The organism is Streptomyces sp. NBC_01410, from assembly GCF_045040195.1.
GTDB lineage: Bacteria > Actinomycetota > Actinomycetes > Streptomycetales > Streptomycetaceae > Streptomyces.
Window position 1 is genome coordinate 5063236 of record NZ_CP109530.1, and the last position, 19625, is coordinate 5082860.

14 protein-coding genes are annotated in these 19625 nt (G+C 71.6%); 8 read left to right on the top strand and 6 right to left on the bottom strand.

What is annotated here, in order from left to right:
• The first annotated feature begins 2 nt into the window (after positions 1 to 2).
• Entirely contained in the window at positions 3 to 527 is a 525-nt protein-coding gene (locus OG741_RS23365; protein WP_405600895.1) for a GNAT family N-acetyltransferase, read from the top strand.
• Between the two features lie 63 nt (positions 528 to 590).
• A complete protein-coding gene (locus tag OG741_RS23370; RefSeq protein ID WP_361908204.1) occupies positions 591 to 884 on the top strand; it encodes a DUF4229 domain-containing protein in 294 nt (97 codons plus the stop codon).
• Positions 885 to 899: 15 nt separating this feature from the next.
• Here OG741_RS23370 and OG741_RS23375 read toward each other — a convergent pair whose 3' ends face one another.
• On the bottom strand, positions 900 to 2024 hold the full coding sequence (locus OG741_RS23375) for a glycosyltransferase (protein ID WP_405600898.1): 1125 nt from the start codon (positions 2022 to 2024) through the stop codon (positions 900 to 902).
• Positions 2025 to 2275: 251 nt separating this feature from the next.
• On the opposite strand from OG741_RS23375, the gene OG741_RS23380 reads away from it, so the two are divergent.
• The 4 genes from OG741_RS23380 (at position 2276) to OG741_RS23395 (ending at position 9730) form a co-directional block, all read left to right on the top strand.
• Positions 2276 to 3097 carry a hypothetical protein gene (locus OG741_RS23380; protein ID WP_405600901.1) on the top strand — a complete coding sequence of 274 codons (822 nt, stop codon included), beginning with the start codon at positions 2276 to 2278 and terminating at the stop codon, positions 3095 to 3097.
• A gap of 219 nt (positions 3098 to 3316) precedes the next feature.
• The gene (locus OG741_RS23385) at positions 3317 to 3967 is read left to right on the top strand and encodes a TetR/AcrR family transcriptional regulator (RefSeq protein ID WP_405600904.1); all 651 of its coding nucleotides are present in this window, start codon (positions 3317 to 3319) and stop codon (positions 3965 to 3967) included.
• A 457-nt stretch (positions 3968 to 4424) separates the two neighbouring features.
• On the top strand, positions 4425 to 8366 hold the full coding sequence (locus OG741_RS23390; protein ID WP_405600906.1) for a Pls/PosA family non-ribosomal peptide synthetase: 3942 nt from the start codon (positions 4425 to 4427) through the stop codon (positions 8364 to 8366).
• Positions 8367 to 8422: 56 nt separating this feature from the next.
• The gene (locus OG741_RS23395; RefSeq protein ID WP_405600908.1) at positions 8423 to 9730 is read left to right on the top strand and encodes a M1 family metallopeptidase; all 1308 of its coding nucleotides are present in this window, start codon (positions 8423 to 8425) and stop codon (positions 9728 to 9730) included.
• A gap of 272 nt (positions 9731 to 10002) precedes the next feature.
• On the opposite strand, the gene OG741_RS23400 is transcribed toward OG741_RS23395, so the two are convergent.
• The 4 genes from OG741_RS23400 to OG741_RS23415 form a co-directional block, all read right to left on the bottom strand.
• The gene (locus OG741_RS23400) at positions 10003 to 10404 is read right to left on the bottom strand and encodes a DUF1992 domain-containing protein (RefSeq protein WP_405600911.1); all 402 of its coding nucleotides are present in this window, start codon (positions 10402 to 10404) and stop codon (positions 10003 to 10005) included.
• Positions 10405 to 10459: 55 nt separating this feature from the next.
• Complete coding sequence (locus OG741_RS23405; RefSeq protein ID WP_405600914.1) at positions 10460 to 13315, bottom strand: poly(A) polymerase; 2856 nt, start codon at positions 13313 to 13315, stop codon at positions 10460 to 10462.
• Positions 13315 to 15009, bottom strand: a complete 1695-nt coding sequence (locus tag OG741_RS23410) for an RNA ligase family protein (protein WP_405600916.1) — start codon at positions 15007 to 15009, stop codon at positions 13315 to 13317. Before OG741_RS23410 ends, OG741_RS23405 begins: the two co-directional genes overlap by 1 nt.
• A gap of 148 nt (positions 15010 to 15157) precedes the next feature.
• A complete protein-coding gene (locus tag OG741_RS23415; protein WP_003967102.1) occupies positions 15158 to 15361 on the bottom strand; it encodes a cold-shock protein in 204 nt (67 codons plus the stop codon).
• 282 nt (positions 15362 to 15643) lie between these two features.
• Between OG741_RS23415 and OG741_RS23420 the strand changes: the two genes are divergently transcribed.
• Positions 15644 to 16519 carry a menaquinone biosynthetic enzyme MqnA/MqnD family protein gene (locus tag OG741_RS23420; RefSeq protein WP_266479391.1) on the top strand — a complete coding sequence of 292 codons (876 nt, stop codon included), beginning with the start codon at positions 15644 to 15646 and terminating at the stop codon, positions 16517 to 16519.
• A 30-nt stretch (positions 16520 to 16549) separates the two neighbouring features.
• Here the strand turns inward: OG741_RS23420 and OG741_RS23425 are convergent, their stop codons facing one another.
• Entirely contained in the window at positions 16550 to 17611 is a 1062-nt protein-coding gene (locus tag OG741_RS23425) for an alpha/beta hydrolase (RefSeq protein ID WP_405600919.1), read from the bottom strand.
• A gap of 374 nt (positions 17612 to 17985) precedes the next feature.
• Here OG741_RS23425 and OG741_RS23430 point away from each other — a divergent pair, with 374 nt between their 5' ends.
• Complete coding sequence (locus OG741_RS23430; RefSeq protein ID WP_405600921.1) at positions 17986 to 19602, top strand: protein kinase domain-containing protein; 1617 nt, start codon at positions 17986 to 17988, stop codon at positions 19600 to 19602.
• The last annotated feature ends 23 nt before the right edge of the window (positions 19603 to 19625 follow it).

A 19625-nucleotide genomic window follows, 5' to 3' on the forward strand; every position in this document is an offset into this window, starting at 1 on the left:
GCATGTCCCTTACCTTCGAACTGGATCCGCCGGTCGACCGCGCGCTGCGGGACGGGGTCGTAGCGCTCTGGGCCGACGTGTCCAATGCCGGGGGCGCCGTCGGATTCGTGCCGCCCGTAGACGAAGAGGCCGTACGGCCGGAGTTTGTGAAGCAACTGGTCTCGATGGCCGAGGGCCGCAGCCGGCTGCTGGTGGGGTACGACGAGGAAGGCGCCGTTGCGGCCACCGCCTTCCTCACGCACAACACCCACCGGCTGATGCGCCACTGGGTGTGGCTGTACACGGTCATGATCCACCCCCGCCACCAGGGAGCGGGCTACGGCCGCGAGCTGATGGCGGCGGTGAAGGAAGCGGCCCGCGGCTTCGAGGGCATAGAGGCGATACGGCTCACCTGCCGCGGCGGGACCGGCGTCGACCGCTTCTACGCCGCGTGCGGCTACAAGGAAGTCGGGCGGGTGCCCGGTGCGATCCGGGTCGCCGAGGGTGACGACCGCGACGACATCATGATGCTGCTCCCGCTGAATTGATCCCATAGCGGACGTGCTTCACTGGACGGGCACTACCTGTCGTACGAAGAGAGAAGGCCCGCCGTGTCCGCCAAGTCGAGCGCCGCGATCAGGTACACCACCCTGCGCCTGGCGATCTTCATCGGCTGCTTCGTCGTCGTCGGCGGCCTGGTCCAGGTCGGCGCCCTGCCCAAGGGGCTCGGCGACTCGAACTTCGTCTGGGTCGTCCTGCTCGCGCTCGTGCTGTCCGCGCCGCTGAGCTTCGTACTGCTGCGCAAGCAGCGTGACGCGATGTCCGAGCAGATCGCTGGCAAGGTCGACAGGACCAAGGCCCGTCTCGAGGCGAACCGGTCCCAGGAGGACGGCGCCGTTCAGTAGGGCCCCTAGGTCCTGTCACACGCGTCGGCGGGAGCCTCGCGCCCGGCCGGGGCGTTGCCGTCCCACCGCCGTTTCCGGCGTGAGTCGACGCTGCGCGAATCCTCGGTTCGTGAGGGTCTGTTCCCGATAGGGCTCGGGCAGGTCGGGCATCGCCAGCAGACGGTTGCAGGCCTGGAGCGAGGCGGCCATGTCGCCCACCCAGTAGGCCGTGATCGAGTACTCGAAGAGCAGTCCCCAGCGGTACACCCACGGATGGATGAAGAGGATGTCGTCCGGCTGCTTCTTGCCGAGCCCGGCACGGACGATCGCGTGCGCGGTGTGATGGCGGCTCTGCCGGCGCAGCCGTGAGGTCAGTTCGTAACACGCTTCGAGCCGCTGCGGGCGCGACTCCCAGGCGCGGGAGAGGGTGTCCATGGCCGAGGGCCAGTCGCCGGAGTCCGCCCGGAGGATCCCGGCCTGGAGCAGCGAGTAGTACACCTCCTCGCCCCAGCCCCCCATCTCCGCGCGGCGCTCGTACAGGGTGATCGCCTCGTCGGCACTGCCCATGTCGCGCATGGTCTGCGCCAGATAGAAGACCGTGCGGCCATTGGCGGGGTCGCGCTCCATCTCGGCGCTCAGCAGACGCGCGTCGCGCTCGAACTTGTCGTGCCGCGAGCCGCCGTCGGCGTAGTCCTCGATGACGAGGGCGTCGAGGTTCTCCTGGGTGTCGCGCCGGTCGGCGGTGAGGTACTCGTGGGTGACGCCCTCGTAGCGCCATGGCAGGTCGCCGCGGACGAGGCGCTTGATGCGGTACTCGGTCGCGCTCTCGTGGCGCAGCATGTACGCCTCGGCGGTGAGGCGAGGCAGCGGGCCGTCCTGGCGGATCACATGGTCCGCGTCGAGGAGGAGCAGATAGTCGGCCTTGCCGCGGGCGTGCCGGATGTTCAGGCTCCGGTTGTGGCCGAAGTTGACCCAGGGCTCCTCGTGGAGCTCGCCAGGAATGCCCTGCAGCGTTGTGCGGATCAACTCCTGGGTTCCGTCGGTCGAGCCGGTGTCGGAGATCACCCAGGTGTCCACCAGGTCTCGCACGGACGCGAGGCATCGTTCGATGACTTTCGCCTCGTTCTTGACGATCATGCACAGGCACACGGTCGGCTTCATGGCATCACCACTTCCGGCGGGTCTCTCCGGCGGCGACCTTAGGCACCGGACCCGGCGGCGCGGTCACGGCACGCCGACGACTGTGCCGTTCCCTGCCGCGTACACAGCCATTGGTGTGCTACTCGTACGCCATTGCGTTGATAGCTCCGCGATGCTCTCAAGGACGTTGCGTCCGCGAACCGATGATGTCGAAGGAGGCTCGAACTGGCTTCCAGAGTCTCACTCGAACTGGTTCAAGAAGGAGCACCTGTATGAGTCCTGAGAACAGGACCAAGTCCTCTCTGGGTCCGCTTCCGAAGCGGCGCGCCTGGCTGGTCGGCGGCACGATGGCGTCGCTCGCCCTCGTGGTTTCGGGTATCGCGACCCCCGGGATCGCCATGGCGCAGAGTGCCAAGGCGCCCACGTCCGTGTCCGGCCCGTCGGGCGTGGGCTGTGACGTGACGGAGAAGTCGGTCGTGGCCGACCGCGACTGCGGGCCCACCGGGCCCACCGGCCGGCGCGGCCCCACCGGCCCCACTGGCCCCACCGGTCCGACGGGTCCGGCCGGACTTGACGGCCTGGACGGTGCGACCGGTCCGACGGGTCCGGCCGGTCTTGACGGTCTGGACGGTCCCACGGGTCCGACCGGTGACACGGGTCCCTGCAGCGACATCGACACCTACAACCCCCTCGTGGTCGCCCCGGTCAGCACCCACCAGGTGAGCGCCGCGCTCGTCGACGGGGTCGCCTTCGCCGGCATCCGGACTGTTCCGGGGGGCGTCTACGACTGGGAGAACATCAGCAACACCCCGCTCGGCGGCTACCCGGCGGACGCCTGCGCCATCTCGGTGGCCAGCAACGGGGCCCTGAACACCGCCTCGGTCCAGGTGCTCACCGAGGGCGGGGATGTGTACGAGACCGAGTGCACCCTGGTCTTCGGGCTCCCTGTGGCTCCGTTTACGCCCCCGAGCCTTGCGTGCACCGAGGTGTGGACCCCGCAGGTGACGCCGGAACTCGCCCCGGCTGCCAGTGGTTCGAGCAACGCGGGCCTGATGGGTGTCGTTCCGAGCGAAAAGGGCAGGAAGCACTCCTGACCTCGTGTTAGTGGCCTCGGCCCGGTGGCAGTCCTGACCCGGCCGAGATCGTGACGACGCGTGCTGTGCCCGTTCTCCGGGTGCAGCACGCGTCTCCTTGTGCGGCGAGTTGTGCGGCGAGCGCGGTGTACGCCGGCTGTGCGGGGGCCAGGCACTCGAACTCAGCGGTGGCCGTAGGCTTACCGCGGAGTTGGGGTGTGGGGCGGGAGGATGTTTGACATGGGTGCGGTGAAAGGCGCGAAGGCCAAACGCATGCCGCGTGCCGTCCGTGAGCGGCAGATGATGGACGCGGCTGTGCAGACCTTCGGGCGGCGCGGCTACCGCGCGGCCTCCATGGATGAGATCGCCGAGCTCGCCGGGGTCTCCAAGCCACTCGTGTATCTGTACCTGAACTCCAAGGAAGAGCTCTTCACGGCGTGCATCAGGCGTGAGGCGGATGCGCTGATCGCCGCTGTACAGGCGGCCGTCGAGCCGGGGCTCGCGGCGGACCGGCAACTCTGGGCGGGACTCGCGGCCTTCTTCACGCACACCGCCGAGAATCCCTACGGCTGGGCGGTGCTGCACCGTCAGGCGCGTACGCACGGGGAGCCGTTCGCCGCCGACGTGGCGGTGATGCGGGACACGATCGTGGCGGTGGTGACCGGGCTGATCGGGGCAGCGGCCCGTGAGGCGCACCGGGATCAGGAGCTCGCGGACCGCGATGTGGCCGGGCTCGCTCAGGCACTGGTGGGGGCGGCCGAATCGCTCGCCGGGTGGGCGAACGAAGCGGAAGACGTCTCCGCCAAGGAAGCGGCCGGGACGCTGATGAACTTCGCCTGGATGGGGCTGGGGAATCTGATGCGCGGGGAGAGCTGGTCGCATTCCCGCTGAGCCGTGCCGGGATCAGTCCCGCGCGGTGCGATCGTCGGCACCCTTGCTCGGGAGTAGGGGTGCCGTTCGAGGGTGGTGTCCCGGCCCGCGGATGGGGCCGTCAGAGCCGTCTCGGACGGTGAACAAACGGTGACTGACGAGTGCCCTTCGCCACAGTCGGGCGGCCGGGGGCGCTCCGGATACCCGTCGGTAGAGCGGTGGCCGCGACCCGCGTGAGCAGGTGCTATGCCGTTCCGGCGACTCTCCGGCCGGTCGGCGGGACCCGGCCGCCTCTCGCTCATACAACAGGCGAGTCGGGTGAACGGGGGATAAACTCCTCGTTTGCCGTGCGCGGAATGGGGATTCGCAGCGCACTCGACACGACCTACGGAGAGTGAGAGATGCGTACGAACCTGTGTGACATCCACCGGATCGGACCTGATCCGAGCGACCTGTCGGCCGGCGATCGGTGCACTGCATGACTATGGCCCCGGAGTCGCCGACTCTTCTCGATCCGGTGCTCGACGCCGCGCCCGCGACCGCGCTGTTCACCGCCGGCGCCGCCGCCCGTGAGCGCACCCTCCTCGACATTCTCGACGAGAGCGCACGCCGTCACCCGGATGCACTCGCCGTCGACGACGGCGAAGCGCCCCTCAGCTACAGCGCGCTCCTGGACGAGGTCGAGGCGCTGCGAGCCCGCCTCTGCGGCGCCGGAATCGGCATCGGCGACCGTGTCGGCGTACGTGTGCCGTCCGGCACCGCCGACCTCTACGTCTCGATCCTCGCCGTCCTCGCGGCGGGCGCGGCCTATGTCCCGGTCGACGCCGAGGACCCCGACGAGCGAGCCGAGCTCGTCTTCACCGAGGCCGCCGTGAGCGCCGTCATCGGCGCGGGCCGCGAGATCACGCCGCTCGGATCCAGCGACGGCGACACCGGCCGCCGGCCGGGGCCCGACGACGACGCGTGGATCATCTTCACCTCCGGCTCCACCGGCAAGCCCAAGGGCGTCGCCGTCACCCACCGCAGCGCCGCCGCGTTCGTCGACGCCGAGGCCCGCCTCTTCCTGGCCCAGGAGCCGCTCGCCCCCGGCGACCGGGTGCTCGCCGGGCTCTCCGTTGCCTTCGACGCCTCCTGCGAGGAGATGTGGCTCGCGTGGCGGCACGGCGCCTGCCTGGTGCCCGCCCCCCGCTCCCTCGTACGCACCGGCCTCGACCTCGGCCCCTGGCTGGTCGAGCAGGGCATCACCGTTGTGTCGACCGTGCCCACGCTCGCGGCGCTCTGGCCCGGCGAGGCACTCGACGACGTACGGCTGCTGATCTTCGGCGGCGAGGCCTGCCCTTCCGAGCTGGCCGAGCGGATGGCCGTCCCGGGCCGTGAGGTCTGGAACACCTACGGCCCGACCGAGGCCACCGTCGTCGCCTGCGCGGCACCGCTGACCGGCGAGGGGCCGGTACGGATCGGGCTGCCGCTCGACGGCTGGGAGCTCGCCGTCGTGGACGCCCGCGGCGAGGTCGTGCTCATGGGCGAGACCGGCGAACTGGTCATCGGCGGCGTGGGCCTCGCCCGCTACCTGGACGCCGAGAAGGACGCCGAGAAGTACGCCCCCCTGCCCGCCCTCGGCTGGGACCGCGCCTACCGCAGCGGCGACCTGGTCAAGGCGGAGGCCGAGGGCCTGCTCTTCATGGGCCGCGCGGACGAGCAGATCAAGCTCGGCGGCCGCCGTATCGAACTCGGCGAGATCGACTCCGCGCTGCAGTCGCTCCCGGGCGTCGCGGGCGCGGCGGCGGCGGTCCGTACGACGGGCGCGGGGCATCAGCTGCTGGTGGGGTACGTGGTCCCGAGCGCGTCGGCGGAGGATGCCGCCCCTGACGCCGACGACGTGGTTCTGGGCGCGCTGCCCTTCGACACCGTGGCCTTCGACCCCGCCGACGCCGTGGCGCGGCTCCGCAAGGAGCTGCCCGCCGCGCTCGTGCCGCTGCTCGCCGTCGTGGACACCCTTCCGACCCGGACCTCGGGCAAGGTCGACCGCGCCGCGCTGCCCTGGCCGCTGCCCGCCGTGGAGAGTGCGGACGCGGATGCGGCCGAGTTCACCGAGACCGAGGCGTGGCTCGCCGGGCAATGGACCGAGTTGCTCGGAGCGCCGGTGAGCGGGCCCGACGCGGACTTCTTCGCGAGCGGTGGCGGCTCTCTCGCCGCCGCCCAGCTCGTATCGCGGATTCGCGAGCGGTTCGCCGCCGGATCCGTCGGCGACATCTACCAGAACCCGACCCTCGGCGCGCTCGCCCGGACGCTGGAGGCATCCTCCGCGGGCGCGGCCGACGCACGTGACGTCACGCCGGTGCCGCGCCGCACCGGAATCGCGCAGACCCTGCTCATGCTGCCGCTGTTCGGTGTGGCAGGGCTGCGCTGGGGCGTGGTCGCCGCCGCCGTCGGCAATGTGATCGGCGGGCCCTGGGCCCCGGCCGTGTCCTGGTGGTGGGTGGCGCTCGGCTGGCTGCTCTTCGTCAGCCCGGTCGGCAAGATCGTGATCGCCGCGGGCGGTGCGCGGCTGCTGCTGCGCGGCCTGCGCCCGGGTACGTATCCGCGCGGCGGCCGTGTCCATCTGCGCCTGTGGACCGCGGAACGCCTCGCCGAGATGAGCGGCGCGACCAGCCTCGCGGGCGCCTGGCTCACCTACTACGCACGCGCTCTCGGCGTCCGGATCGGCGAGGACGTCGATCTGCACGCCCTGCCGCCGGTGACCGGCATGCTGCGGCTCGGCAAGGGCTGCGCCGTCGAGCCCGAGGTCGATCTGTCCGGGCACTGGCTCGACGGCGACCGGCTGCACATCGGCTCCATCCGGATCGGCGCGGGAGCCACGGTCGGCGCCCGCAGCACGTTCTTCCCCGGCACGCGGATCGGCAAGCGCGCCGAGGTCGCGCCCGGGTCGGGCGTGACCGGTACGGTCCCCGCGGGCGAGCGCTGGTCGGGCGTGCCCGCCACGCGCAAGGGCAAGGCCAACCGCCATCTCCCCGACGGCCGCCCGCCCCGCAGGCGCCGCTGGATCGGCCTCTACTCGCTGACCTCGCTGCTGCTCGGGCTGCTGCCCGCGATCGCGGCGCTTCCGGGCCTGCTCGTCATCGGCCTGTTCGTACGCGGCAGCGCGGACCTCGGCGAGGCGCTGACCGCCGCCTTGGCCGCCGTGCCGCTCGCGACCGTCGTCGCCATGGTCACGTACGCACTGATCGTCCTGGCCGGTGTGCGGCTGCTCAGCATCGGCCTGCGCGAGGGCTACTACCCCGTCCACGGCCGGGTCGCCTGGCAGGCATGGGCGACGGAACGGCTGATGGACATGGCCCGGGTGCATCTCTTCCCGCTGTACGCGAGCCTGTTCACGCCCGTGTGGCTGCGGGCACTGGGCATGAAGGTGGGCCGCCGGGTCGAGGCGTCGACCGTGCTGGCGCTGCCCGCGATGACGACGGTCGGGGACGGGGCGTTCCTCGCCGACGACACGATGGTCGCCTCGTACGAACTCGGCGGCGGCTGGCTGCGGATCGCCGAGGCACGGATCGGCAAGAAGGCCTTCCTCGGCAACTCCGGGATGACGGCCGCCGGCCGCTCCGTGCCCAAGCGGGGCCTGGTCGGCGTGCTGTCGTCGACCCCGAAGCGCGCCAAGGCGGGCAGTTCCTGGCTCGGCATGCCGCCCATGAAGCTGCCCCGGGCGGCCGAAGCGGGCGACCAGAGCCGTACCTTCGAGCCGCCGAAGCGGCTGATGTGGGCGCGCGCGGCCGTCGAGGTCTGCCGGATCGTGCCGGTCATGTGCGGCGCTGCGCTCGCCGTGCTCGTGCTCGCGGCCTTCGCGCTGCTGGCCTCCCGCGTCGGCGTCGGCCTCGCGGTGCTGTCCACCGGCGGGCTGCTGCTCGCCGGCGGCCTGGTGGCCTGCCTGGTCGCCATCGCGGCGAAGTGGCTGCTGGTGGGCCGTTTCAAGGCGGTCGAGCACCCGCTGTGGTCGTCGTTCGTGTGGCGCAACGAGCTCGCGGACACCTTTGTCGAGGTGCTCGCGGTGCCGTGGCTCATCGGCGCGACCGGCGGCACACCGCTGATGAATCTGTGGCTGCGCTCGCTCGGCGCCCGCATCGGCCGCGGCGCCTGGTGCGAGACGTACTGGCTGCCGGAGGCCGACCTGGTCAGCGTCGGCGGCGGTGCCAGCGTGAATCGTGGCTGTGTTGTTCAGACGCACCTCTTCCATGACCGGATCATGCGTATGGACAATGTCGTCCTCGGAGCCGGCGCGACGCTGGGCCCGCACGGCATCGCGCTGCCCGGCGCGGTGATCGGCGACCGCGCCGCGGTCGGTCCGGCGTCGCTGGTGATGCGTGGGGAGCGGGTGCCCGCGGGCACCCGCTGGCTGGGCAATCCGATCACGGCCTGGAAGCCGTAGCCCAGAATCAGCCACACGCACACGCACCACAGCAAGAAACGCGAGGACGCACCACGGTGAGGGATTCCTACCTGCCGCAGCACGGTGACAGCGGCTACCGCACCACGGAGTACGACCTGGAGGTGGACTACCGACCGCACACCGGCCGGCTGTCCGGCCGGGCCAGGATCAGCGCCGTCGCCGAGCGTGACCTGGCCGAAGTCGTCCTGGACCTCGGCCAGTTCCGCATCAACCGCGTCCTCGTCAACGGCGGCCGCCCGGCGCGGTACACCCACCGCGCCGACAAACTGCGCATCCGGCCGGCCAAGCCGCTGCGCACCGGGTCCCCGTTCACGGTCGAGGTGCGCTACACCGGCGTCCCCCATCCCGTCCGCACCCGGGACTGGGGGGACATCGGCTGGGAACACCTGGAGGAGGGCGCGCTCGTGGCCTCCCAGCCCAGCGGCGCGCGCTCCTGGTTCCCGTGCAACGACCGGCCCAGCGACAAGGCGGTCTACCGGATCGCGGTGACCGCCCCTTCGCCGTACACCGTGGTCGCCAACGGGACCCTCACCTCCCGTACGATCAGCGCCTCCACGACGACCTGGGTGTACGAGCAGCCCGCGCCGATGGCGACGTATCTGGCGACCGTCCAGATCGGCCCGTACGAACTGGTCGACATCGCCCACGCCGGACCCGTGCCGCAGCCCGCCGCCGTGCCGCGCGAACTGCTCGGCCGCTTCGAGCACGACTTCGCCCGCCAGCCGCAGATGATGACGGCCTTCACGGACCTCTTCGGCCCGTACCCCTTCGACGACTACGCCGTCGTCGTGGTCGACGAGGAACTGGACGTGCCCTGCGAGGCACAGGGCCTGTCGATCTTCGGGTCCAACCATGTCGACGGGCGGCGCGGCAGCGAGCGCCTCATCGCGCACGAACTGGCCCACCAGTGGTTCGGCAACAGCCTGACCGTCCGGGACTGGCGGCACATCTGGCTCAACGAGGGCTTCGCGAAATACGCCGAATGGCTGTGGTCCGAAGTGTCCGGCGGGCCCTCGGCCGCGGCGCTCGCGGCCAAGTCCCGGGCCAAGCTCGCCCTGTTGCGGCAGGACATCAAGATCGGCGATCCCGGACTGCGGCGATTGTTCGACGACCGGCTCTACGAGCGGGGCGGGCTCACGATGCACGCACTGCGGACGGTGATCGGGCATGCGGCGTTCGTGGCGGTGCTGCGGGAGTGGACGACGACGCGGCGGCACGGGGTGGTGACGACGGAGGAGTTCATCGCGCTCGCGCAGAGGTACTCGGAGCATCCGCTTGACGGGCTGTTCCGGATGTGGCTGTACGACGAGAAACTCCCGGCGTTGCCGCAGGCGCGGCGGTGAGGGGGCGGGGTGCGGTGCGGGTCGACGGGGTGCGGGTGCGGGTGCGCCTGCGCCTGCGGCGGGCCTGTTCCCCACCCCGCCCCTTCCCGAACTGGGGCTCCGCCCCAGACCCCGCGCCTCAAACGCCGGCGGGGCTGGAATGTGCGGCAGGGCCGCACATTCAGCCCGTCCGGCGTTTGAGGACACGCGCGAAGCGCGTACGGGGGTCTGGGGGCTTGCCCCCAGTTCGGGAAGGGGCGGGGTGGGGAACAAGCCCCGCGCAGCGGCCCCGCCTAACCCAACCGCCCCGCCCGCCACTCGCGGACGACCGCGTCGATGTCGAACGGCCCAAGACCCAGCGGCGGCCCCGCCGGCGGTCTCCGGATCGCCGCCTCGATCTTCTCGTTGACCTCGGAGAGAATCCGCCGCACCTGGGACTCCGTCGCCGCCCGCCCCGCCGCCTCCCGCGCGTCTTCCGCCTCCTTGCGCAGGGCCAGCGCCGGCGGCAGGACGGAGACGCCCTCGCGGTGCATCTTGCCCTTGACCCACCACAGTTCGTCGTACGGAGCCGTGTCGTCGGGGAGCGGCTTTCCGAAGCCGGGCAGGTCCTTGAAGTCCCCGCGCTCCGAAGCGTCCCGGATCTGCTTGTCGACCCACGATTCGAAGCTGACACCTGGGGGTTTGCGTTCGGTCACGGCCGCTCCTCCCGTCTCGTGCGTCCATGGTAGGCGGGGCGGTTCGCCGCCGGGATCAGCGCAGCGTCGGCACCGCGCCGCACTCCGCACGCTCCACGTCGACCCCGCGCAGGCCCCGGCCCCACGCTTCGGCGATCCGGGCGAGCCGGGCCGCGTCCGGAGGCGTGCGGCCGAGGCCGATCGCGTACCGCGCGAGCGCCGGGCCGGTCTCGTACGGGCGGGGCCAGGCGTGCGCGTCCACCGCCCCCGCGTCCTCCAAGGCCGTGAGCAGCGCGCGCAGGCGGCCCCGGACGCGGCCCAGGGTCTCCTCGAACTCCCCGCCCGGGCCCGGGCGTACGGTCACCGTCGCCCAGGCGGCGTGCCGCCGGTGCAGGGGCGGCGGTGACAGCAGCTCGGGCCAGGGGTCCGCGCCGCTTTCCGCGGCCGTCTCCAGGATGGTCCAGGCCCGGTAGAGCTCGTCGGTGAGCAGGTTCCGGAAGCCTGCGGTGACCTGCCCGGTGCAGGTACGCACGGGCGCGGTCGGGGTCATGACGGTCAGGGCACCCTGTGGTCCCGTAACGGCATCCGCGAGGCCGACCGGTTCGCGCCAGTCCCAGGCGGCCCAGGTGCCGAAGAAGTCACGCAGCCGGTCCGCGTCGGTGGAGCCCGCCGACTCGCGTGCCGTACGGGCCGCGAGCACCGACCAGGCCAGGCCCGGGAGTCCGCCGAAGGGTGCCGAGTCGAGGCCGCGTGCCTTCGCCCATGCCTTCACCTGTCTGGCCAGCCGGGCGAACGCGGCATGGTCGGCGCCGACTTCGGTCCGTACCGCGTCCGCGTCGCTCACCGCGCTCAGCGCGATCGCAGCCGCCTCGCCCAACTCGGCGCGCCGTACGACCGCTTCGGCCGGATCGAGCGCACCGGTGGCGACGACCACCAGGTCCACGTCGATGTCGTGGACGCGCAGCCGCAGGCCGGGCACCCGGGCGCCGGTCACCTCCCGTACCCGGGTGGCGTCCGGCAGTGCGGCCGTTACGCGCGCGCGGACGTCCGCCATGCCGACGGAGCCCGGCAGCGCCGCCACCAGGTCCAGGTCGGCTCCGGCGAGGGCGCAGCCCATGCGCCGTGATCCGACGACGTGGACGACTCCCTCGCCCAGTGCTTCGGAGAGGTGCTGCGTGATCCGGTCCTCCGCGACCGGCTCGGCGGTGACCGCTTCAAGGGACGCGGCGGATTCGGGGGAGTCCGGCAGCCAGCGCACCTCGCCCGTTCCCAGAGCGATCGTGGCCCGCGGCCGCATCGGCCCGTCGCCCCGCCGCGAGAGCAGCACCAGCTCGCTCACCTCCGACGGCATGCCGTCGAGCAGGGCGGCGCAGTGCGCGGCGAGCGTGTGCGGATCCCGGGTACGGCCCAGGGAGAGGTGCGGGGTGAAGCTCGGGGCCCGGCCCCCGCAGCGGGGAAATCGCCGCTCCAGGGCGCGGTGCAGTTCTGCCCAGGGCGCCGCGTCGGCCGCCGCCGGGTCGAGCCAGACGGTGGAGTCCTCCCGGTGCCGGAAGGAGCGCACTCCCTCCAGACGGGCGGTGAACGCCGCCGTCCCGGCCGTCGCCGCGGCGAGCAGCGGGGCCGCCCGCTCGAAGTCGGACTCCGGTACGAAACCGAACAGCAGGTTCACGTGCGGCGGCCAGCGGTGGATCTGCCGGTCGTGCTCCTGGCGGATGTGCTGGATCGACGGCCAGAGCTCCTGGGGCGGAATCCAGGCCACGGCGGTGCGCGGCGTCGGCGCGACGGCGAGGACGTCGGCGAGGTTGTCTTCGGCGGGTTCGGAACCGCCAACCGTCAGGTCTGCTTCCACGCCGTAATGATCCGATATGTACAGCCCTTCCGGGCTGGGCACGTCGCCCCGGAGGACCGCACGGGTCGCCCGCAGCCGCCCCGCGCGCAGGAAGATCCGGTCAAGCCGGGAGACACGGCCGGACAGCGAGGACACCGCGGCCAGCGGATTGACGCCTGGGTCGAAGGTGGGGGTCCGGTCGTCCGGCCCGTGCAGCTGAGTCCAGGCGTCCCGCAGCCCGAGCGTTTCGGCCGGTCCGTCGCCGCCGTCGTTGAAGTCACCGAGCAGGATCAGCTCGCCGTCGATCCCGCCGAGTCCCTCGGCGAGGCTGCCCAGTTCGGCTTCCCGCCGGGCCGGGCCGTCCTCGGAGTGGTCGCTGCTCAGATGGGTCGCCGCCACCACGAGCGGGCCGGAGCCGGTCTCCACGGTGATGGCCGTGACGGCTTTGTGCGGTCCGAACTCGTGCCGTCCCGCCTCCCGTACGGGCAGCCGGCTGAGCAGCAGCAGCCCGCAGTCGTCGACGTCCTTGCCGCCCGCGTCGGTGCCCAGGGTGTAGCCCGCGCGGACCCACGGCGCCCGCAGGAGCAGGGCGAGCAGCGCGGGTTCGACCTCCTGGAGCGCGATGACGTCCGCGTCCGCTTCCTCCAGGGCAGCGAGCAGCAGGGGCCTGCGCCGGGCGGTGTCGATGCGCTCGCTGTCGTACCGGTCCCACAGCGTGTTCCACGTCAGTACGCGCAGACTCCTCCCGGGCGGCGCGGCAGCCCGGGATGCGCCGCCCGCGGGCCGCCACCGCTCCGTCGCCGGGTCCCACGCGTGCGGCGTCCCGGCCGTGAAGAACGGCGCGCGCAGGAGGCGCGGGTCACGTGCCCGCCCCGCGTCCGAGCTGTCGATCCGGTCCACCCCGGTCGCCCGGTCCCAGACCAGCTCACCGTCCGCCTCGAAGAACAGCACCCGGTGCCACGGGATGTCGCCCCCGGGGACGAAGGCGGGCAGCGGGATCCGCTTGGGGGCGGCCCCGCGCTGGTTGATCCCGATCACGAACCTGGCCGGGTCGAAGCGCGCGTCCCAGCGGACGCGGTGATAGATCTCGTCGCTCGTACGCACTAGACCGCCTCCTCGACGGTTCCGCCGGGCCCGATGTACCAGGTGCGATGCGCCTGGCCGGGGTAGGGCGGCACGAACCGGTGCAGCTGCGCGGTGAGCACGTCGGGCGGCACGGGATGCGGCCGCACCGCGTTGCGCCGGACCAGTTCATCATCGTCGACCAGCACCACGGCGTGCGTGGTCAGCGCATCGCGGCCGTGCGCGACCGAGTGCACCAGGGAACGCTGGTGCGGGTTGAGCGAGGTGGCGTCCCACACCACGGTCCCGCCCGCCGCCAGTGCGGTGTCGAGCCGGTCGAGGCCCGCGCGCAGCACGTCCCCGTTGGCGCGCTGGTCCGCGCGCGAGCCGCGCGCCTCGCGCAGTTCGTCCAGGGACACGTACGCGTCGACTCCGCGCAGGCCGCGCGCGAAGGTGCTCTTCCCGCTGCCCGAAGGGCCGACCAGGTGGATCAGCCGCGGGAAGTTCCCGTTCCGCCACCGCCAGGTCGCCGCGACGGCCTCGTCGACGGTCCGGATCCGCCCCTGCGCGTACGCTTCCCGCGCCTCGGCCCGGCAGCGGTCGGCGGGCTCCGTGTCGAGGTCGGCGAACGCCTCCCGCAGTCCCGCCGGCACCTCCGCCCCGCCGAGCAGTCCGGCGTCCTCGGCGTACAGCGCGGACCAGTCGACCTGCTCGCGCCCCGCGTTGTCCGCCGCCACCGCACCGGCAACGGTGTGCAGCACGCCCAGGTCGGCCGCGAACGACATCCGTACAAGACCGGTCCGGCGGTCCTCGTCCGGATAGGGCCGGTGCAGATTCGGGTGCAGTCCGACCAGGTCGGCCACCTGCCGCGCGAGCGGCATGCCCAGCGGGGCCACCAGCCGGCCGGCGAGCGAGCCCCGGCGTGTTCCGTGCAGCAGCGCGGCCAGGACGCCCGCCAGCCGCGCGTCACCGGAGCGGCCCAGCGCATCGAGCCTCGCCGACACCTCGGCGACGGCGGCCCGGGCGGCGGCCATGTCCCGGGGAGCGACGCCGACGGCCGCCGACAGGGACTCCCCGTCGGCGGTGGCCCCCGAACGCACCGCCCACAGCGCGGACTTCGGGCTCAGCCCGTTCTCCACGACCGCGGCGTGCATCCAGTGCGTATCGGTCTGCACGTGGCCGCCGCGCACCCACTTGGCCACCCGTTGCCCGAACTCGTCCTGGCCGAAGCCCTCCACGGTCCGTACGACGTAGCCCTCCTGCCGCGCGGTGTCCAGCCGCAGCGCGCGCAGTGCCCGCTCGTCGAAGACACCCCGCCACAGCACCCGTGGCACGGGAACACCCAGCCGCCGCAGGAAGCGGACGGTCCGGTCCCAGTCCAGGCAACGGCCGTCGCCGTCCCAGACGGAGAACCCGTAGAACCAGCTCTCCAGGTCCTCGTAGGCGATCGAGTGCCGCGCGTAGAGGTTCTCGCCGCACACCCGCCACCCCCGCGGGATCTGTGTCCCGATCCGGCCCTGCAGAGCTTTGACCCAGGCCCGCGAGGGATGGTGCGCGGAGTCCAGCGACCGGGCGTGGAGCCCGTCGGCGTAGAGGGTGGTGTTCTCCCCGTCGAGCTTCTCGGTGACCACGACTTCACGGCCGAGCAGAGGCGAGAGATCACCGGCTCGTACGTCGTCCGACGCGGCCCCCGGCGACCACGGCAGATGTGGTGTGCGGGGGTAGTGAACGCGCATGACCGCTCTCCGTGACGACATCGGGTCCGGTCACTGTAGGAGGCGGGAGGAGGGCGTCTCCATCGAAATAAAGGCAGGAGCCCCGGTCCGTACGGAACGGGGCTCCTTGGTACTGCTAAGTCGTGCGCGATCGCCGACCCGTGGCTGACTAGGCCGGGGTGACGTTCTCCGCCTGCGGGCCCTTCGGGCCCTGAGTGACGTCGAAGTTCACGACCTGGTTCTCCTCGAGAGAGCGGAAACCAGACGCATTGATCGCGGAGTAGTGGACGAAGACATCCGGGCCGCCGCCGTCCTGGGCGATGAAGCCGAAGCCCTTTTCAGCGTTGAACCACTTGACGGTTCCGGTAGCCATAAGCCCTCCTTGGGCCAAAGGGTTGCCCTGCTCCAGAACCTGCAAGAAGTCTGAAAACTACAAAAGCCTGCGGGTTACATGCTCCGCAGGCTCTGTACTGCAAGGGAAACCAAACTGCAACTTGCGTCGAGCCTAGCACGCAGCGTGTGCGCAGCGGTAGAGGGAAAGATCACGTCACCCGGACGTTTGAAAGGATCATGAATCGCTGACGAATTGCAGCTCGGGAGGGGCGCGCCCGGCCCCGGCGGGGCCGTCGGCGCGTCACAGGTCTAGCCTCGCGATGTGGACAGTCTTGGAGAAAGCACAGCAACCGACCACCGCCGCAGCCGGCCCCGTGTCGGCCACATCCAGTTCCTCAACTGTCTCCCCCTGTACTGGGGGCTGGCCCGTACCGGAACTCTCCTCGATCTCGAGCTGACGAAGGACACCCCCGAGAAGCTCAGCGAGCAGCTGGTGCGCGGCGAACTCGACATCGCGCCGATCACACTCGTCGAATTCCTGCGCAATGCCGATCAGCTCGTTGCTTTCCCCGATCTCGCGGTCGGCTGCGACGGCCCGGTCATGTCCTGCGTGATCGTGTCCCAGGGCCCGCTGGACCGGCTGGACGGCGCGAGGGTCGCACTCGGGTCCACCTCGCGCACGTCGGTACGGCTGGCTCAACTGCTGCTGGCCGAGCAGTACAAGGTGGCGCCCGACTACTACACCTGCCCGCCCGATCTCGGCCTGATGATGCAGGAGGCGGAGGCGGCCGTACTGATCGGCGACGCCGCGCTGCGCGCCTCGCTCCACGACGCCCCCCGGCTCGGCCTTCAGGTCCACGACCTGGGGCTGATGTGGAAGGACTGGACCGGGCTGCCTTTCGTCTTCGCCGTGTGGGCGGCGCGCAAGGACTATCTGGCGCGCGAGCCCCTGGTCGTACGGCAGGTGCACGAGGCCTTCCTCGCCTCGCGGGACGTCTCGCTGGAGGAGGTTTCCAAGGTCGCCGAGCAGGCCGCGCGCTGGGAGAGCTTCGACAAGGCGCTCCTGGAGCGGTACTTCAGGACTCTGGACTTCCGCTTCGGTGCCGAGCAGCTCGCGGGCGTACGGGAGTTCGCGCGCCGGACCGGGCCGACGACCGGGTTCCCGGCGGACGTACGCGTGGAGCTGCTCGGCCCCTGACAGCTGTTCGCCTCCTGGGAGGCTGCTCGGCTAGGACGCGGGTATGGGGGCCTGCATGTGCTCGCTGATCCACTGGATGGATCCGTCGCCCATGCCCTTCACGTACGTCTTGGCGTTGTGCTCGCCGTCCTGGATGAGCTGGAGGCGGCTCTTGACCGGGCCCTTGCAGTAGTCACGGATGAAGCTCTTGAGGCTTGTGACCCCGCGCTCCTTGGTGCCTATCTGGAAGGCCAGGTAGACGTCGTTGGCCTTGGTGTCGGGCTTGGCGGCCAGGGCCTTGGCGAGCTTCTCCGGGTTGTTGGCCTGCCGCTTGGTCTCGTGGCCCGCCCACAGCGGCGAGTCCGGCACGGTGTCGGGGCCGGAGGCGATCACGGCCTTGAACTTGTCCGGGCGCTGGAGCACCGACTTCAGGCCGACGAACGCGCCGGACGAGGAGCCCATGAAGGCCCAGCCGTCACGGGACGTGAAGGTACGGAAGTTGGCCTTCACGAAGTCGGGGACGTCCTCGGTCATCCAGGTGCCCATCTTCGGCTGCCCCGGTATGTCACTGCCGTCGTAGTAGTACTTCGCGTCCGGGTTGAGCACCGGCATGACCACGATGAAGGGCAGGCTCTTGCCTTCCTGCGACCACTTGCTGATGCTGCTCTGCAGCTTGAGGTCGGTGCCCATCCAGTAGTTCTTGGGGTAGCCGTTGCCGCCGGGCAGCGCGATCAGCACGGGGAAACCGCTGTTGGCGTACTTGGGGTCGAAGTACTCCTTGGGAGCCCAGACCCACACCTTGCCCTGGAAGCCGGACTTCTTGCCCTCCAGCGTGGTGACGCCGATCTTGGTGCCGTCGTCCAGGCTGTTCTGGGTGGTGAACGAGGCCTTCGGGCCGGTCGGCATCAGCGTCTTGGCGGCGGCTTCGTCGGCCGCCTTGTCGCCGGTGCCGCTGTCCTGGGCGCCGCCCGGCTGCCTGGGGGCTGCTGCGGTGGGGCCGTCGAAGGTGAGCGGCTCGCCCTCCTCCCACCAGCCCGCGCCGAGCGCGTACGAGCCGAGCGCGACAGAGCCGAGGACAACGGTGGCTATGAGGGCTTTGGGCAGGCGTTTCATGGACGGACTCCGAGGGATTCTGGCCGAGGCGTCGCGGCACAGGCGGCTTTCGGACAAGCGGTGTGATTTAGGGGGTGTCTTCTGGATCAGGCCGGATCAGCGAGCGGGGTCTGGTGCGTGCAGGTGCAAGGCGGAGGAAGGAGCCCACGCGGAGCGTCGGCGACTGACGACAACGCAGCAGATGTGCGTGCCAGGGCACGCGAGCCCGGCAAGATCCGGAAGACACCCCCTACACGCAGGGAGATGGCGTCAGGCCCGGTTCGGTTGGCTGCCGGGCGGCGGGAATCCTCGTGATGCCCGACACGGCGCCCCCTACGCTGAGGAGCCACAGCAGGCAAGGGCCGTCAGGGCAAGGGCAATCGGGGGGAGTACAGATGCAGCCGCTGGATCCGGGCGAGCCGCAGAGCATCGGGGCGTACCGGCTGCTCGGACGGCTGGGGGCGGGCGGAATGGGCCGCGTCTATCTCGGGCGCAGCGCCGGCGGCCGCACGGTCGCGGTGAAGGTGGTCCATCCGCACTTCGCGCTCGACGAGGAGTTCCGGGCGCGGTTCCGGCGTGAGGTGGAGGCGGCCCGCCGCGTCGGCGGCCAGTGGACGGCGCCGGTCCTCGACGCCGACCCGGAGGCGACCGTGCCCTGGGTGGCCACGGGTTACGTGGCCGGCCCCGCGCTGTCGCAGGCGATCACCGAGCACGGTCCGCTGCCCACGCATGCGGTACGGGTGCTGGGCGCGGGGCTCGCCGAGGCGCTGGCGGCCGTACACGGCCTCGAACTGGTGCACAGGGACGTGAAGCCGTCCAATGTGCTGCTCACGCTCGACGGACCGCGGCTGATCGACTTCGGGATCGCCCGTGCCACCGACGGCACCGCCTCGCTCACCTCCACCGGGGTCTCGGTCGGCTCGCCCGGCTACATGTCGCCGGAGCAGATCCTCGGCAGGGGCGTCACCGGCGCGGCCGACGTGTTCTCGCTGGGCGCGGTGCTGGCGTACGCGGCGACGGGGGCTGCGCCCTTCCCGGGCGACTCGTCGGCCGCGCTGCTCTACAAGGTCGTGCACGAGGAGCCCGAACTGGGCTTCCTGGAGGGCGACTTGCGGGAGCTGGTCGCCGACTGCCTGGCCAAGGACCCGGCCGCGCGGCCCGCGCCCGCGCAGATCGCCTACAGGCTGGCCCCGGGCGGGGCGGCCTCGCTGGTCGGCGCGGGCTGGCTGCCCGGCCCGCTGGTGGAGCAGGTCAGCCGGTCGGCGGTGAGCCTGCTGAACCTGGAGCCGGCACCGGCGGATCCGCGTGCGTCGGGGCCGGTGGCGTTCAGCAGTCCGGCGATCGGGACCTTCGGGCCGCCGGTCGAACCGGTGACGCCGCCCGCTTCGGCGGTGGCTCCCCAGGACGCGCCGCCGCACACCCAGGGGAGCCCACTGGAGAGCCCGCCGCCCGCGCGCGCCCGCAGGAAGGTGAGCTGCACGGTGACGCTGACGGTGGCCGCGGCACTGGCCGCGGTCACGGTGGGCGGCGGATTCCTCTTCGACCTGTTTCCGGGCACGGGAGGCGACAAGAGCAACGACACGGCGGGCGGCCCGCCGAGTGCGAGCAGCCCGGCGGCTTCGGAAGGCACGGTGCCGGGCGAGAAGGTGAAGAAGGTGCCGAAGGCCTTCATCGGCACCTGGGAGGGCCCCTTCAAGGTCAGCTTCGCGGGCAGCGAACTGGAGGCCGGGACCTTCTCTGTCGCCATCCGCGCGGGGAGGACGGGCGCGAAGTTCGCCACGGTCAGCCAGTTCGACGCGCTGGGCAACCTCTCCTGCGAGGACAATCTCGTGCTGCGCGGCGCGACCCCCAAGGAGCTGGTCGCCGACGGCAGGTCGAGCGGCAGACCGGGTACCAAGTGCACGCCCGGCACACATACGGTGAAGCTGCGACTGGACGGAGCCCGCGTCCAGTACACCTCCAAGGAACCACGCGCGGGCGACCCGCACGCCACTCTGGAGCGCAAGCAGTGACCCGCCGACCGCGCCCGCGAGCG

Excerpts from the sequence above, each read along its gene's own strand:
- OG741_RS23365 (WP_405600895.1), top strand. The coding sequence starts at position 3 with ATGTCCCTTACCTTCGAACTGGATCCGCCGGTCGACCGCGCGCTGCGG.
- OG741_RS23375 (WP_405600898.1), bottom strand. The coding sequence starts at position 2,024 with ATGAAGCCGACCGTGTGCCTGTGCATGATCGTCAAGAACGAGGCGAAA.
- OG741_RS23380 (WP_405600901.1), top strand. The coding sequence starts at position 2,276 with ATGAGTCCTGAGAACAGGACCAAGTCCTCTCTGGGTCCGCTTCCGAAG.
- OG741_RS23385 (WP_405600904.1), top strand. The coding sequence starts at position 3,317 with ATGGGTGCGGTGAAAGGCGCGAAGGCCAAACGCATGCCGCGTGCCGTC.
- OG741_RS23390 (WP_405600906.1), top strand. The coding sequence starts at position 4,425 with ATGACTATGGCCCCGGAGTCGCCGACTCTTCTCGATCCGGTGCTCGAC.
- OG741_RS23410 (WP_405600916.1), bottom strand. The coding sequence starts at position 15,009 with ATGCGCGTTCACTACCCCCGCACACCACATCTGCCGTGGTCGCCGGGG.
- OG741_RS23415 (WP_003967102.1), bottom strand. The coding sequence starts at position 15,361 with ATGGCTACCGGAACCGTCAAGTGGTTCAACGCTGAAAAGGGCTTCGGC.
- OG741_RS23425 (WP_405600919.1), bottom strand. The coding sequence starts at position 17,611 with ATGAAACGCCTGCCCAAAGCCCTCATAGCCACCGTTGTCCTCGGCTCT.
- OG741_RS23430 (WP_405600921.1), top strand. The coding sequence starts at position 17,986 with ATGCAGCCGCTGGATCCGGGCGAGCCGCAGAGCATCGGGGCGTACCGG.